This window comes from Falsiroseomonas ponticola, from assembly GCF_016805305.1.
Taxonomy (GTDB): domain Bacteria; phylum Pseudomonadota; class Alphaproteobacteria; order Acetobacterales; family Acetobacteraceae; genus Falsiroseomonas; species Falsiroseomonas ponticola.
Genome location: NZ_JAERQN010000011.1, coordinates 135,041 through 148,783 on the forward strand (window position 1 = coordinate 135,041; position 13,743 = coordinate 148,783).

A 13,743-nucleotide genomic window follows, 5' to 3' on the forward strand; every position below is an offset into this window, starting at 1 on the left:
TTCCTCATCCAACCCCGTTTGCCGGGTGTCGTTACGCCTTACCGTAGCCGCCGCCGCCGGGCGTTTCCATCAGCACTTCGTCGGTGGCCGCCATCGCCATCTTGCGGGCCTCGTTCACCGGCTTGCCGTTGACCAGGAAGCGCCCGGGCATGCCATCGGCACCGCCCTCCAGCCCCTCCGGCCCCAGATCCGTGCGGCTCGCCACCACGTTCAGCAGCCAGGGATCGCGGGTGCGCATGCGGTAGCCGATCACCTGGCCATCGCCGCCGGGCTGCCGCCCCGCGCCGCCCGATCCGCGCCGCAACTCCTTGCGAGTGAAGACGATGGGCATGGCGGCTTCCAGCACCTCCACCGGCACGGCCGCGACGCCCGTGGGGTAGCAGGTGGCCGACAGCCCCGGCTTGCCACGCCGCGCGCCCGTGCCGCCGGAGTAGTTGAACATCGAGGAGGTGAAGGGCTGGCCCTCGTCATCCTTGCCCTGAATCTGGATGGTCCAGACCGCGCCCGACCCCTCCGCCAGCACGCGATCCGGCATCACCTGGTGCAGCGCCTTGAGCACGGGGAAGGGGACATACATGCCGACGACGTGGCGCGCATTCACCGGCGCGGGGTAGCGGCAATTGACGATGCTGCCCTCCGGCGCGCGGACCTTCACGGGGAAGAGGCTGCCGTAGTTGTTGGGCAGGTCGGGGTCGAGGCAGGCGCGCACGGCGAAATTCGCATAGGCCGCAGTGTAGTTCAGCACGACATTGATGCCGATCGGTGCCTCCGGCGAGGAACCGGCGAAATCGATGACCAGCTCGCCCGCTTCCGCATCCACCGTCACCGCCGCCTTCAGCGTGATCTTCTGCCCGCCGGGGACATCGAAGATGCTCTCGCCGTGATAGGTGCCGGGCGTCAGCTTGCGGATGCTCTCCCGCGTCGCTTCCTCCGATCGGCCGATGATGGCGTCGGCCAGCGCCTCGATATCCTCGAAGCCGGTGCGGTCGCAGAGCGCGTTCAGCCGCTCCGCGCCGACGCGCCCCGCCGCCACCTGCGCCGCCAGGTCGCCCGCGACGTGGTCCGGCGTGCGGACATTGCGGCGGATGATGTCGAAGAGCAGGGCATTGGCGACGCCCTTCTCATAGAGCTTCGCGAGCGGGATCCAGAGCCCTTCCTCATGCACGTCCCGCGCGCCGGCGCCGACGCCATAGCCGCCGATATCCGTGTGGTGGATGGTGCTGCCGAAGAAGCCGATGCAGCGGCCGCCGCGGAAGACCGGCGTCATCACCGTGATGTCGAAGAAATGCCCCGCCGAGAGCCAGGGATCATTGGTGATCAGCACATCGCCCGGCGAGAGGCTGTCCGGCGGGAAGGCGCGGACAAAATGCTGGCCGGCGGCGCCGAGGCTGTTGATGTGCCCGGGCGTCCCCGTCACTGCCTGCGCCACCATCCGCCCGCGCCGGTCGAACAGCGCGGTGGCGAGGTCACCGGCCTCCCGCACGATGGGGCTGAAGGCGATGCGCTGCAGCGCGCGCGCCTGCTCCGTCACCGTCGCGATCAGGTTGGACCACTGGATCTCCAGCGCGATGCCATCCAGCTGGTTGCTCATGCCACGCGCTCCGCGACCACGGCGCCGGTCGGGTGCACGCTCGCCGTCCAGCCGCGCAGCACCACCAGCGTGGTCTCCCGTTCCTCGATGATGACAGGGCCTTCGATCTTCTGGCCCACAGCGATCGCGGCGCGGTCATAGACCGGCACCATCGGCACGCCGGGCTCCACCGCCACCGGGCGATGCGTGCGCGGGGTGGCCGGCGCCCCGCCCGCGATCGGGGAGGGGTTGGCCACGGGCAGCGGCCCGCGCGCGGCGAGGCGCCAGGTCACGACCTCCACCGGCACATCGGGCAGGCGGATGCCGTAGAGGGCCTCATAGGCACTCTCGAAGGCTTCCCGCAGCGCGGCCGCATCGCCGCTTTCCAGCACCGCCAGGGGCAGGTCCGTGGTCACCTCGTTCTGCTGCCCGCGGTAGCGGCAATCCACACCGAGCTCCAGCGTCGCATCGGCCGCCGCGACGCCTGCTTCCGCCAGCGCCGCGCGCCCCTCATCCGCCATGCCGCCGACCAGGGCGCGCACGCTGTCCCAGTCCAGCGAGGCCAGCGGCGACAGCGCGGATCGCACCAGGTCGAGCCGCACCGGGGAGACCAGCGTGCCGAAGGCCGAGAGCACGCTCGCCATGGGCGGGAAGACCAGGTGCCGGCATTCCAGCAACTCCGCCACGCGGCAGGCATGCACGGGGCCCGCGCCGCCGAAGGCCAGCATGGGCAGGCCGCGCCAGTCGATGCCGCGATCCGTGGCGTGCGCGCGCGCGGCGCCCGCCATCTGCTCGCAGACCACCTCGAACACGCCCCGCGCCGTCGCGACCGCATCGGTGCCGAGCTTCTTGCCGAGCCTTCCCAGCGCCGCCTCCGCGCCCGCCTTGTCCAGCTTCATGTCGCCGCCGAGGAAGCGATCCGCATCCAGCAGCCCCAGCACCACGTCGCTATCCGTCACCGTCGGCTCCGTGCCGCCCCGCCCGTAGCAGACCGGCCCGGGTTCCGACCCCGCGCTGCGTGGCCCCACCTTCAGCAGGCCGAGATTGTCCACCCGCGCGATCGAGCCGCCGCCGGCGCCGATCTCGATCATGTCCACGGCGGGGATGGTGATGGGGAAGCCGCTGCCGGGCTTGAAGCGGTAGCGGCGATCGACCTCGAACTCACCGGCCACCAGCGGCTTGCCGGCATCGATCATGCAGGCCTTGGCCGTGGTGCCGCCCATGTCGAAGGAAAGCAGGCGCGGCAGGTGCAGCACCTCCGCGAAGTAGCTCGCGGCCAGGGCGCCGGCGGCGGGGCCGCTTTCGATCATGCGCACGGGGAAGGCGCCGGCGACGGAGGTGCCGACCACGCCGCCATTGCTCAGCATGATCAGCGGCCGGTTCGGGAAGCCCCGCCGCACCAGCTCCGCCGACAGCGCGGCGAGATACGGCGCGACGATGGGCTGGGTATAGGCGTTCATCACCGTCGTGGAGGCGCGCGGATATTCGCGGATCTGCGGCGAGACCTCCGACGACAGGGTCACCTCCATGCCCGGCACCGCCGCCAGGATGGCGTCCCGCGCCGCGCGTTCATTGGCGCCGTTGCGATAGGCGTTCAGCAGGCAGATGCCGACGGCCTTCACGCCATCGGCGGCCATGCGCCGCGCCAGCGCCGCGGCCTCCGCGGCATCCACGGGCTTCTCCACCGCGCCGGTCGCCAGCATCCGCTCATCCAGCGTGTAGACCAGGCTGTCCGGCACCAGCGGATCGGGGAATTCGATCTGCGGGTCGAACATGTCGTAGCGATGTTCGTTGCGGATGCTCAGGATATCGCGGAAGCCCTTCGTCGCCAGCAGCGCGGTTGGCGGGCCGCGACGTTCGATGACCGCATTGGTGACGAGGGTGGTGGCGTGCACCGTCACCTCCGTCACCGCCTCCGGCCCCAGCCCCGCCTTGCCCAGCGCCAGGTCCACGGCGCGGAAGAATCCCTCCAGCAGGTTGCGGTGGGTGGTCAGCGTCTTGTCCGTGGTGGCGCGGCCATCGGCGTGGCGCAGCACGACATCGGTGAAGGTGCCGCCGATATCGACGGCCAGCGAATAGCCGGTGGCGGCCGTCATGGCCGCCGGGGCGCGCGGCGCGCCCGTCACATCGTCTGGCACCTGGTTTCCTTCCCCGACTGCGCTGCGGGATGGGCGTCTCGCATTGCAGGACAGCGTCCTTCGTGGGGAAAGCATGGCGCCGGCTCCCTCACGCGTCAACCGGAAATGAGAAACCCCCGGGATGCGGGGCATCCGGGGGCTTGGCGGCCGGCGAGGGGGAGGGGTGGCGCTACCGCTTCCAGACCCGGTCCAGCGGCATGAAGCGGTTCACCAGCACCAGCAGCGCCACCGTCATCAGGATGAAGATGGTGCTGATGGCGTTCACCGTGTTCTCCAGGCTGAAGGTGCTTTCGGCATAGATGCGCACCGGCAGGGTCTGCAGCCGTGCCGTGGTCAGGAAGGCCGTCACCGTCACCTCCCCGAAGCTCAGCAGGAAGCCGATGACGCAGGCCACCGCGATGCCGGGGCCCAGCTGCGGCAGGATCACCTTGCGGAAGACGCGGGTTGGCGGCGCGCCGAGCCCGCTGGCCGCTTCCTCCAGCGTCCGGTCCAGCCCCGCGACGGAGGCGCGCAGCAGCGCCAGCATGAAGGGCGCCACCAGCACCACATGCACCGCCAGCACGCCCATGAAGGGCGGCAGCGCCGTGAACCATTGCAGCAGCCGCAGCATGCCGAGCCCGACCGCGATGCCCGGCAGCGCGAGGGGCAGCATCAGCGCCGCGCCCAGCACCTCCCGCCCCCGGAAACCCGCGCGCACCAGCGCGAAGGAGGCCGGCAGCGCGATGGCGAGGGAGATGGCGACGCAGGACAGGGCGAGCTGCACGCTGACCCAGGCATCCGCCAGGTAGCGTTCGTTCTGCAGCACCATCCCGTACCATTTCCAGGTGAAGCCGACGAACTGCGCCACCGTCGCCTGCGGCGTGTCGTTCACCGAGGCCACCGCCACCAGCAGCAGCGGGAAGATCAGCACGCCGATCGCCAGCGCCAGCAGGAAGCGGGAGACGAAGGGTGCCAGCGCCTCCGCGATGGCGACCAGCAGCCGCCTGATGCCGGGCGGGACGGAGAGGCGAAGCCGCGGCGGCCGCCCCGTCACCCAGGGCGTCAGCATCGCGATCACCCGCCCGATCAGGATCGTCACCGCGACCGAGGCGCCGAGCATCATCATCGCCAGCGCCGCGGCCAGCGGGTAGTTGAGGATCTCCATCCCCTCCTTCAGCACCACCATGCCGGAGACCCAGACCTTCCGCCCGCCGACCAGGGTGGCGGAGACATAGGCGGTGGAGGCCATGAGGAAGGTCACCGTGAGCCCCGCGCGCAGCCCCGGCAGGGACAGCGGCAGGATCACCCGCAGGAAGCGCATCGCCGGCCCCGCGCCGAGCCCGGCGGCCGCTTCCTCCAGCCTTTTGTCCTGGCCGTCGAGAACGTCGTAGAGCGCGAGGACCATGTACGGAAGAAAGACCTGGGTCAGCGAAAGCCCGACCGCGAACCAGCCGAAGAGCAGGTTCGACGGCGGCAGCCCGAAGAACTGCCCGATGCCGGAGACGATGCCGCGCGGCGCCAGCAGCAGGATGATGCCGAGCGAGCGCACCACCACATTCGTCAGCAGCGGCACCAGCACCACCGCGAAGCCCAGCGGCTTCCACCGCGGCGGCAGGCGCGTCAGCCACAGCGCCAGCGGATAGGCGAGGAAGGTGGAAGCCGCCGCCACCCCCAGCCCCAGCCAGACCGTGTTGAGGAAGACCCGCACATAGAAGCGGTCCCCCAGCAGCTCCGCATATTGCGCGCCGGAGGGGACGAGCGAGAGCGGCGCGAACATCTCGCTGCTCTCCTGCACGGAGAGCAGCGCCACGGCACCGAGCGGCGCGGCGAAGGCGGCCAGCAGCCACAGCCCATAGGGCAGGGCGAGCCAGCCGGCCCGCGGAGAGGAATTCATGCGCCGTCCCGTATGCCTGGCTTCAGCAGTCCGAATTCAGCCCGCGATCTCGCGCGTGAAGCGGCTGGACCAGCGGGGCTGGTTCGCGATCACCAGGTCCCAGTTGAAGTCCACCAGCTTGTTCACCGCCGTCTCGCCCAGGATCAGCTTGGCGGCCAGTTCCGGCGCGAAGCTGATGTTCTTGATGGTGGGGGAGTAGTAGATCTCCTCCGCATAGGCGGCCTGGCATTCCGGCGAGAGGTGCAGGTTCACGAAGGCCTCGGCCAGCGCCTGGTTGCGCGTGCCCGTCGTGATGCAGGCGACGTTGGTCGCGATGGCCTGGCCCTCGGTGGGATCGGCGATGACGATGTTGGGGTTGCGCGTCTCCGCATATTTGCGGGTGAAGCTGCCGAACTCCACGCTGGCCGCGCCGACATCCTGGTCGAACATGCCATAGAGCTGGTCCTGGCTGCCCTGGATGGCGGCGAAGGGCTTGAGGCGCGCGATGTTGGTGAAGGCGGGGTCGATGTTCGTCTCGCTGCCGCCCCAGACCTTCGCGGCCATCAGCAGCGCCGCGGTGCCCTGCGCGCCCGGATAGGTCGGCCAGATCACCTTGCCCCGCAGGTCGTCGCGCCAGAAGTCGCGCCAGGAGGTCATGGGCGCGGCCACCTTGCGGCGGTCATAGACGATGGTGACGGGGTTGAAGGCCACGCCGAAGCCGCCGAGCTTCGCGACCTCGTAGAGATTGGCGAAGTTCGGCACATTGGCGGTCGGCGCCATCGTCACGCCGTCCTTCACCGCCTGCCGGCTTTCGAAGATGTTGAGGTAGAGCAGGTCGAAGGAAGGCCGGCCGCGCTCCGCATAGGCCCGCGCGCGGCGTTCCGGCGTGCCGCCGAGGACGTAGTTGATCTTCACGCCATGCTGGCGTTCCAGCGGCGTGGCGCAGAACTGCCGCGTGATGCGTTCCTGCACGCCGCCCCAGATGCCGACCGTCAGCTCATCGCCGCGGCGGATCTGCGCCACGGCGTCCTTGCCCCAGATGGCCGGGGCGGCGAGGGCCACGCCCAGCAGGGCGCGGCGGGAGGTCTGGATGCTCATGCGGTTGCTCCTGTTGCGGCGGTGAAGTCCTCGATCCAGGACACCGCCTCCGGCGGCGCGGCGAGGGTGACGTCGGTGCCGGGCGCGATGGCGGGCTCGGCGGAGGGGCGGTGGACGCGCACCTGGCGGCCGGCGACCGTGACCTCGTAATGGATGCTGTCGTCGAGCCGCGTGGCCGCCGTGACCATGGCCGGCAGCGCGAGCTGGTTGTAGGGCAGGGGCCCGCGCGGCAGCGTCGCCTCCCGCGCCGGCAGCAGCCACAGCCGCGCGGCGCGCAGCACCAGGTGGCTCGGCCGCGCCGGCGCATCCGCGGGCAGGGGCAGGATGGTGCCGTCCTCCAGCACGAAGCGGCCTTCCGTCGCGCGGCCCGCCAGCACCGTGCGCGCGCCGAGGAAGCTGGCGGTGAAGAGGTGCCGCGGCCGCTCCGTCAGCTCCGCCGGCGCCGCGCATTCGACGATGCGGCCGCGATCCATGACGGCGACGCGGTCGGCCAGCGCCAGCGCCTCCTCCTGGTCATGCGTGACGAAGAGGGTGGTGATGCCGGAGGCCGCGCGCAGCCGCGCGATCTCCTCCCGCATCTCGACGCGCAGCCCGGCATCGAGGTTCGACAGCGGCTCATCCAGCAGCAGCAGGTCGGGGCGGATGACCAGCGCGCGGGCCAGCGCGACCCGCTGCTGCTGCCCGCCGGACATGCGGCCGGGATAGCGGTCCGCCAGGTGGCCGAGGCCCACCATGGCCAGCGCCTCCGCCACCCGCTTGTCGCGCTCGGCGCGGGAGACGTCGCGCATCTCCAGCCCGAAGCCGACATTGTCCGCCGCCGTCATGTGCGGGAACAGCGCGTAGTTCTGGAACACCATGCCGATCTGCCGGCGATGCGGCGGCGAGCGTTCGATGGAGCGGCCATCGAGCTGGATGCGCCCCTCATCCGGCATGATGAAGCCGGCGACGAGGCGCAGCGTCGTCGTCTTGCCGCAGCCGGAGGGGCCCAGCAGGGCGATGCATTCGCCCCGATCGACCGAGAGGGACACGCCATCGACCGCCGCCTGGCTGCCGTAGCGCTTGGTGAGGCGGTCGAGGAGGAGGTGGGGGGCTTTGTCTGGCACGCCGGGACTTTAGGCAAAGGCCGGGGCCGGGCGCCATGCCCGGGCGGCGGGGAAAGACGGCCGCGCCGCCGCTCCGCTCGGAAACGGTTGCCTAAAATTTTCGCGAATGCCCGCTTTCGCATCGGCCATGGCTTGGTCTATGCCTGCCAGCGCTTCGGGACGCCCTGGCATAGCCCTTGCTGACTTTCGGCCATGCACCCTTGTAGAGGGGCGAACCGCCGCGAGTCGGCGGCGGCAACCGGGATGCGGAAGAAAGGGACAGGCGGATGCGGACACGGTATCGGATCGAGCGGCGCGCGCTGCTCACGGGTGGCACGGCCTTCACGCTGGCCGCGGTGGCCGGGGCCCGGGTGCCGCTGGCGCAGACGCTGGACAGGGTTTCCTTCCAGACCAACTGGCGCGCCCAGGCGGAACATGGCGGCTACTACCATGCGGTCGCCGCCGGCATCTATCGCCGCTACGGCATCGAATGCGAGATCCGCATGGGCGGCCCGCAGCAGAACCCGTCGCAGCTGCTGCTGGCCGGCCGCGTGGACTTCATCATGTCCAACGGCTTCCAGGCGCTGAACTACGTCCGCGAAGGCCTGCCCTTCCTGACCATCGGCGCGATCATGCAGAAGGATCCGCAGATCCTGATGACGCATGAGGGCAACGGCATCAATTCCTTCGAGGACATGCGCGGCCGCCCGATCCTGATCGGCGCCTCCGGCCGCGTCACCTACTGGCCCTTCCTGCGCCGGCGCTTCGGCTTCACGGATGAGCAGATCCGGCCCTACACCTTCAATGTCGGCCCCTTCCTGGCGGACCGCATGGCCATCCAGCAGGGCTTCGTCTCCTCCGAGCCCTTCGCCGCCATGCAGGCCGGCGCACGGCCGAAGGTCTTCCTGATCGCCGATGCGGGCTACAACAACTACAACACCACCATCGATGTCAGCCGCCGCATGGTGACGGAGCGCCGGGACCTGGTGCAGCGCTTCGTCAACGCCACGATGGAAGGCTGGACCCAGTACCTGACGGGCCGGAACATCGAGGCCGCGAACACGCTGATCAAGCGCGACAACCCGGAAATGGACGACGCCAAGATCGCCTATGCGATCCAGGTGATGAACAGCAACGGCATCGTCATGTCCGGCGATGCGCTGACGCTGGGCTGCGGCGCCATGACGGATGCGCGCTGGCAGTCCTTCTACGAGGGCATGCGCGATGTCGGCCTCTACCCCGCCGGCATGGATTTCCGGCAGGCCTACAGCCTGGACTTCGTCAACAAGCGGGTCGGCCTTGCCTGAGATGGATGTGGGGATCGGGGCGCCCGTCGTCTCGCTGGCGGGCGTCACCAAGCGCTACGCCAACGGGACGCTCGCGGTGCGGGGCGTGGACATGGCCATCGGGCAGGGGGATTTCGTCTCCCTGCTCGGGCCTTCCGGCTGCGGCAAATCGACCGTGCTGCGCATGATGGCGGGCCTCATCCCGCCCTCCGCCGGGCGGATCGAGATGGCGGCGGGCGGCCATGCCTCCGGCGATGTCGGCTTCGTCTTCCAGGAACCGACGCTGGCGCCCTGGTCCAACGCGCTGAAGAACGTGATGCTGCCGCTGCGCCTGGCGGGCGTGGCCAAGAGCGAGGCGGAGGCCCGCGCCGCCGCGGCGCTGGCTTCCGTGGGCCTCTCGGGGTTCGAGAAATCCTACCCCCGCGCCCTGTCCGGCGGCATGAAGATGCGCGTCTCCATCGCCCGCGCGCTGGTGACGAAGCCCCGGCTTCTGCTGATGGATGAGCCCTTCGCGGCGCTCGACGAGATCACGCGGCACAAGCTGAACAACGACCTGCTGACGCTGTGGGAGGCGGAGCGCTTCACCGCCATCTTCGTCACCCATTCGGTGTTCGAAAGCGTCTATCTCTCCCGCCGCATCGTCGTCATGGCCGCGCGGCCCGGCCGCGTGGTGGAGGACCTCTCCGTGGACGCCCCCTATCCCCGAGGCGAGGTGTTCCGCACCTCGAGCGCCTATGCCGCCCATTGCCGCGACATCTCCGCGGCGCTGACCAGGGCGATGGGCGAATGAGCGTCGTCCTCTCCTCCAACGAGGCCGCGACGGCGGTCGAGGAGCATGCCGAGCGCAAGGTGCTGGGCCTGACGCCCGATGCCTGGCTGCGCATCATCATGCCGACGCTGATCGGCTTCCTGGCGCTGGCCGCCTGGGAATGGGCGGTGCAGGCCAAGGGCATCCCGAACTACATCCTGCCGGGCCCGATCGAGATCGGCCGCACGCTGCTGGCGGATTGGGGCACGCTGTCGGGATCGCTGCTCATCACCTTGCAGATCACCTTCGCCGCGCTGACGGTCGCGGCCGTGCTGGGCCTCGCGCTCGCGGTGTTGTTCGCGCAGTCGCGCATCATCGAGCTTTCGCTCTTCCCCTATGCGGTGATCCTGCAGGTCACGCCGATCGTCGCCATCGCGCCGCTGATCTTCATCTGGGTGGACGATATCCGCATCGCGCTGCTGATCTGCGCCTGGATCGTCGCCTTCTTCCCGATCCTGTCCAACACCACGCTCGGCCTGAACAGCGCGGACCACAATCTGGTGGACCTGTTCCGCCTGTATCGCGCCAATCGCTGGCAGGTGCTGCGCTATCTCCGCCTGCCGACGGCCATGCCCTATTTCCTCGCGGGGCTCCGCATCTCGGGCGGCTTGGCGCTGATCGGCGCGATCGTCGCGGAATTCGTGGCGGGCACGGGCGGGCGCGCCTCGGGCCTCGCCTATCGCATCCTGGAAGCGGGCTACCAGCTCAAGATTCCCCGCATGTTCGCCTCCCTGGTGCTCATCTCCGTCACCGGCATCGCCATCTTCCTGGCGCTCAGCCTCATCTCGCATCTCGCGCTCCGCCACTGGCACGAAAGCGCGATGAAGGAACGCAAGTAGTGAAGACCGCCCTGCTTGGTGCCGGCAGCCGCTACTGGCTGCTGGATGCCCGCGTGCCCACCGCGCTGCTCGCCCATCCCGAGGGGCCTTCGGAGGCCGATGGCCTCTCCCGCGTCGATATCCGCATCGAGGATGGCCGCATCGCCGCCGTGGTGCCGACAGGCCATGGCGGGGAGGATGGGATCGACCTGCGCGGCGGCCAGGTCTGGCCCGGCTTCGTCGATGCCCACACGCATCTGGACAAGGGCCATATCTGGCCGCGGTCGCGCAACGCGGATGGCACCTTCGCCGGCGCCATCAACGCCGTCATGGCCGACCGCACCAAGGCCTGGAGCCCGGAGGATGTCGCCGCCCGCGCCGACTTCTCGCTCCGCTGCGCCTATGCCCATGGCACCGTCGCCATCCGCACGCACCTCGACACCTACATGCCGCATGGTGCCGGCACCTGGCGCGTCTTCCGCAAGCTGCGGGAGGATTGGGCCGGGCGCATCAACCTGCAGATGTCCTCGATCTGCCCGCTCGACCGCTTCAAGGGCGATGACGGCGCCGCGCTGGCCGACATGGTGGCGGAATCGGGCGGCGTGCTCGGCATGGTCACCCGCCATTCCGGCGGCATCCATGACGACCTGCCCGAGGGCTTCCAGGAGGAACTGGACCACTTCTTCTCCCTGGCCGAAGCGCGCAACCTCGACCTCGACCTGCATGTGGACGAAAGCGGGGAGAGCGGCGCCCGCGCGCTGCGGGAGATCGCGCTGACCGCGCTGAAGCGCGGCTTCAAGGGCCGCATCCAGGCCGGGCATTGCTGCTCGCTGTCCATCCAGCCGGAGGATTTCGCGAAGGAGACCATCGCCCGCGTGGCGGAGGCCGGCATCGACATCGTCGTGCTGCCCATGTGCAACATGTACCTCCAGGACCGCGTGCCGAACCGCACGCCCCGCTGGCGCGGCGTGACCCTGGTGCATGAGATGCGCGCCGCCGGCATCCGCGTCTCCGTCGCCTCTGACAACACGCGCGACCCGTTCTACGCCTATGGCGACCTCGACATGGCGGAGGTGTTCCGGGAGGCCACGCGCATCCTCCACCTGGACCATCCCTTCGGGGATTGGCACGGCGCGGCCGCGGCTTCGCCGGCGGAGGCGATGCAGGTGGAACGCCAGCATGGCCGCATCCGCGTCGGCGCCACCGCCGACCTGGTGCTGTTCTCCGCCCGCTTCATGACGGAGCTGCTCTCCCGCCCGCAATCCGACCGTGTCGTGCTGCGGGCGGGGAAGGTGCTGGAAGCGACGGCGCCGGATTGGCGGGAGCTGGATGCGATCGTCGGCTTGTAGGTCACCACTTCCGGAAATGCGCGCGGACGCGGGCGACGAAGCCCTCGCACTCCGCCCGCGTCCGGTGGTCCATCCGCGTCAGCGTCACCCATTCCACCTTGCAGTCCTTCGCGCAGAGCCGGCGGATGCCGCGGCCCATCAGTTTGCGGTCGATGCGGCCGATGTACCAGAGCAGCCAGGTGGGCGACCCGTAGGTGGTGACCACGGCGATGCGCTTGATGTTGGTCAGCAGCGGCTCGATCGCGCCCTCGCCCAGCTTGAAGGCGACGCCCGGCGCCCAGACGCGGTCGAACCAGCCCTTCAGCATCGCCGGCATGCCGTACCACCAGGTGGGGTAGACCAGCACCAGCGCATCCGCCGCGCGCAGGCTCTCCACATGGTCCGCGACGGCGGCGTAGTTGTCGGTCACGGCGTGATAGACGCCGCGCTCCTCCGCGCTCAGGGCCGGGTTGAAGCCCTCGGCGTAGAGGTCGCGGACCTCCACGCTGTGGCCCGCGGCCTCCAGCGCTTCCCGCGTCGCGTCGCGCAGCGCGGCGTTCAGGCTGTCCGTTCGTGGGTGGCTGTGCACCAGCAGGATGCGCATCGTCAGGGTCCCGGTTCGTCTCGGCCGGGATGTGCAACAATCACCAACCGCTTTGCAAGGAACGACGCCGCATGATGGCCGCCCCCGTCCTGTCCCGCCGCGCCGCGGACCTCCGCGGCTTCCGCATCGCGCCCGGTGACAGCAACTACTTCGCCTGCCTCTTCGACCCCGTGGCCGATGGCGTCACCTTCACCCTGGTGGTGGAGATCTTCGAGCCCGGCGGCCGCACGCCCCCCAACACGCACAGCGCGGCGGAGGAATGCTTCTTCGTCCTGGCCGGCTCCGGCAAGGCCTATGCCGATGGCGTGGAGATGCCGGTGGGCCCCGGGGACTGCTTCGTGCTGCGCCCGGGGACGGAGCATGTCGTCGTCAACGACACCAACGAAAAACTCTATTGCCTGACGATGATGACGCCGAACGAGGGCTTCGCCGAACTCATCCGCAACGGCACGCCGGTGGATCTGGCGCCGGAGGATATCGCCATCATCGCGGGGCGCCGCTGATGCGCATCCACTACCTCTACGCCCATCCGCTGGAAGACAGCTTCCATGCCGCCATCAGCCGCGCCGCGCGGGACGGGCTGCGGGATGCCGGCCACCAGGTGGATTTCTGCGACCTCTATGCCGAGGGCTTCAACCCTGTGCTGAGCGCCGCGGAGCGCCGCGGCTACCACGAGGTGCCGGCCAACCAGGAACCCGTCGCCGATTATGTCCGCCGGCTGATGGAAGCCGAGGCCCTGGTCCTGTCCTTCCCCACCTGGTGCTTCGGCCTGCCCGCGATCCTGAAGGGCTGGATGGACCGCGTGATGCTGCCCGGCGTCTCCTTCAAGCTGGAGGATGGCGTCGCCTCCCCCAACCTGCTGCACATCCGCAAGGTGGCGGGCATCAGCACCTATGGCCGCCCGCGCTGGACGGCGATGGTGATGGGCGATCCGCCGCGCAAGATCGTGACGCGCTACTTCCGGGTGGTCAGCGGCGGGCGCGCGGCGGTGCAGTACCACGCGCTCTACGACATGAACCGCGCCACCGAACACCAGCGCGCGACCTTCCTCGCCAAGGTGCGGCGGGAGATGGCGGGGTTCTGAAACACCCTTGCCCTTCCGGCGCGCATGGACAATGTAGCCGCAAACGGTTGCACCGGGAGGGAACCATGATCTCAC

At 69.7% G+C, this 13,743-nt stretch carries 12 protein-coding genes; 6 read left to right on the forward strand and 6 right to left on the reverse strand.

Annotation, left to right across the window (positions count from 1 at the left end):
* Positions 1 to 31 precede the first annotated feature (31 nt).
* The 5 genes from JJI54_RS25760 to JJI54_RS25780 all read right to left on the reverse strand — a co-directional run bounded on the left by JJI54_RS25760 (position 32) and on the right by JJI54_RS25780 (position 7,761).
* Positions 32 to 1,591: a hydantoinase B/oxoprolinase family protein gene (locus JJI54_RS25760; RefSeq protein WP_203076280.1), complete on the reverse strand. Its 1,560-nt coding sequence runs from the start codon at positions 1,589 to 1,591 to the stop codon at positions 32 to 34.
* On the reverse strand, positions 1,588 to 3,708 hold the full coding sequence (locus tag JJI54_RS25765) for a hydantoinase/oxoprolinase family protein (protein WP_203076281.1): 2,121 nt from the start codon (positions 3,706 to 3,708) through the stop codon (positions 1,588 to 1,590). The genes JJI54_RS25760 and JJI54_RS25765 overlap by 4 nt, the downstream gene beginning before the upstream one ends.
* Positions 3,709 to 3,877: 169 nt before the next feature.
* A complete protein-coding gene (locus JJI54_RS25770) occupies positions 3,878 to 5,581 on the reverse strand; it encodes an ABC transporter permease subunit (RefSeq protein WP_203076282.1) in 1,704 nt (567 codons plus the stop codon).
* A gap of 36 nt (positions 5,582 to 5,617) precedes the next feature.
* A complete protein-coding gene (locus tag JJI54_RS25775) occupies positions 5,618 to 6,658 on the reverse strand; it encodes an ABC transporter substrate-binding protein (protein WP_203076283.1) in 1,041 nt (346 codons plus the stop codon).
* Positions 6,655 to 7,761 (reverse strand): ABC transporter ATP-binding protein, encoded by a 1,107-nt coding sequence (locus JJI54_RS25780; protein ID WP_203076284.1) that lies wholly within the window; start codon positions 7,759 to 7,761, stop codon positions 6,655 to 6,657. Before JJI54_RS25780 ends, JJI54_RS25775 begins: the two co-directional genes overlap by 4 nt.
* 266 nt (positions 7,762 to 8,027) lie before the next feature.
* On the opposite strand from JJI54_RS25780, the gene JJI54_RS25785 reads away from it, so the two are divergent.
* From JJI54_RS25785 to JJI54_RS25800, 4 genes are read left to right on the forward strand one after another with little or no spacing between them, the layout of a single operon-like run.
* Positions 8,028 to 9,047: an ABC transporter substrate-binding protein gene (locus tag JJI54_RS25785; protein WP_203076285.1), complete on the forward strand. Its 1,020-nt coding sequence runs from the start codon at positions 8,028 to 8,030 to the stop codon at positions 9,045 to 9,047.
* Position 9,048: 1 nt separating this feature from the next.
* Positions 9,049 to 9,816 (forward strand): ABC transporter ATP-binding protein, encoded by a 768-nt coding sequence (locus JJI54_RS25790; RefSeq protein ID WP_203076372.1) that lies wholly within the window; start codon positions 9,049 to 9,051, stop codon positions 9,814 to 9,816.
* Positions 9,813 to 10,673, forward strand: a complete 861-nt coding sequence (locus JJI54_RS25795) for an ABC transporter permease (protein ID WP_203076286.1) — start codon at positions 9,813 to 9,815, stop codon at positions 10,671 to 10,673. The genes JJI54_RS25790 and JJI54_RS25795 overlap by 4 nt, the downstream gene beginning before the upstream one ends.
* Positions 10,673 to 12,001: a cytosine deaminase gene (locus JJI54_RS25800; RefSeq protein WP_318987585.1), complete on the forward strand. Its 1,329-nt coding sequence runs from the start codon at positions 10,673 to 10,675 to the stop codon at positions 11,999 to 12,001. The genes JJI54_RS25795 and JJI54_RS25800 overlap by 1 nt, the downstream gene beginning before the upstream one ends.
* A gap of 1 nt (position 12,002) precedes the next feature.
* On the opposite strand, the gene JJI54_RS25805 is transcribed toward JJI54_RS25800, so the two are convergent.
* Positions 12,003 to 12,584 carry an NAD(P)H-dependent oxidoreductase gene (locus tag JJI54_RS25805; protein WP_203076287.1) on the reverse strand — a complete coding sequence of 194 codons (582 nt, stop codon included), beginning with the start codon at positions 12,582 to 12,584 and terminating at the stop codon, positions 12,003 to 12,005.
* Between the two features lie 71 nt (positions 12,585 to 12,655).
* Between JJI54_RS25805 and JJI54_RS25810 the strand changes: the two genes are divergently transcribed.
* The gene (locus JJI54_RS25810) at positions 12,656 to 13,087 is read left to right on the forward strand and encodes a cupin domain-containing protein (RefSeq protein WP_226382114.1); all 432 of its coding nucleotides are present in this window, start codon (positions 12,656 to 12,658) and stop codon (positions 13,085 to 13,087) included.
* A complete protein-coding gene (locus JJI54_RS25815; protein WP_203076288.1) occupies positions 13,087 to 13,668 on the forward strand; it encodes an NAD(P)H-dependent oxidoreductase in 582 nt (193 codons plus the stop codon). The genes JJI54_RS25810 and JJI54_RS25815 overlap by 1 nt, the downstream gene beginning before the upstream one ends.
* Positions 13,669 to 13,743: the final 75 nt, after the last annotated feature.

Coding starts and splice junctions, on each gene's coding strand:
- JJI54_RS25760 (WP_203076280.1), bottom strand. CDS start 1,591: ATGAGCAACCAGCTGGATGGCATCGCGCTGGAGATCCAGTGGTCCAAC.
- JJI54_RS25770 (WP_203076282.1), bottom strand. CDS start 5,581: ATGAATTCCTCTCCGCGGGCCGGCTGGCTCGCCCTGCCCTATGGGCTG.
- JJI54_RS25775 (WP_203076283.1), bottom strand. CDS start 6,658: ATGAGCATCCAGACCTCCCGCCGCGCCCTGCTGGGCGTGGCCCTCGCC.
- JJI54_RS25785 (WP_203076285.1), top strand. CDS start 8,028: ATGCGGACACGGTATCGGATCGAGCGGCGCGCGCTGCTCACGGGTGGC.
- JJI54_RS25790 (WP_203076372.1), top strand. CDS start 9,049: ATGGATGTGGGGATCGGGGCGCCCGTCGTCTCGCTGGCGGGCGTCACC.
- JJI54_RS25795 (WP_203076286.1), top strand. CDS start 9,813: ATGAGCGTCGTCCTCTCCTCCAACGAGGCCGCGACGGCGGTCGAGGAG.
- JJI54_RS25805 (WP_203076287.1), bottom strand. CDS start 12,584: ATGCGCATCCTGCTGGTGCACAGCCACCCACGAACGGACAGCCTGAAC.
- JJI54_RS25810 (WP_226382114.1), top strand. CDS start 12,656: ATGATGGCCGCCCCCGTCCTGTCCCGCCGCGCCGCGGACCTCCGCGGC.
- JJI54_RS25815 (WP_203076288.1), top strand. CDS start 13,087: ATGCGCATCCACTACCTCTACGCCCATCCGCTGGAAGACAGCTTCCAT.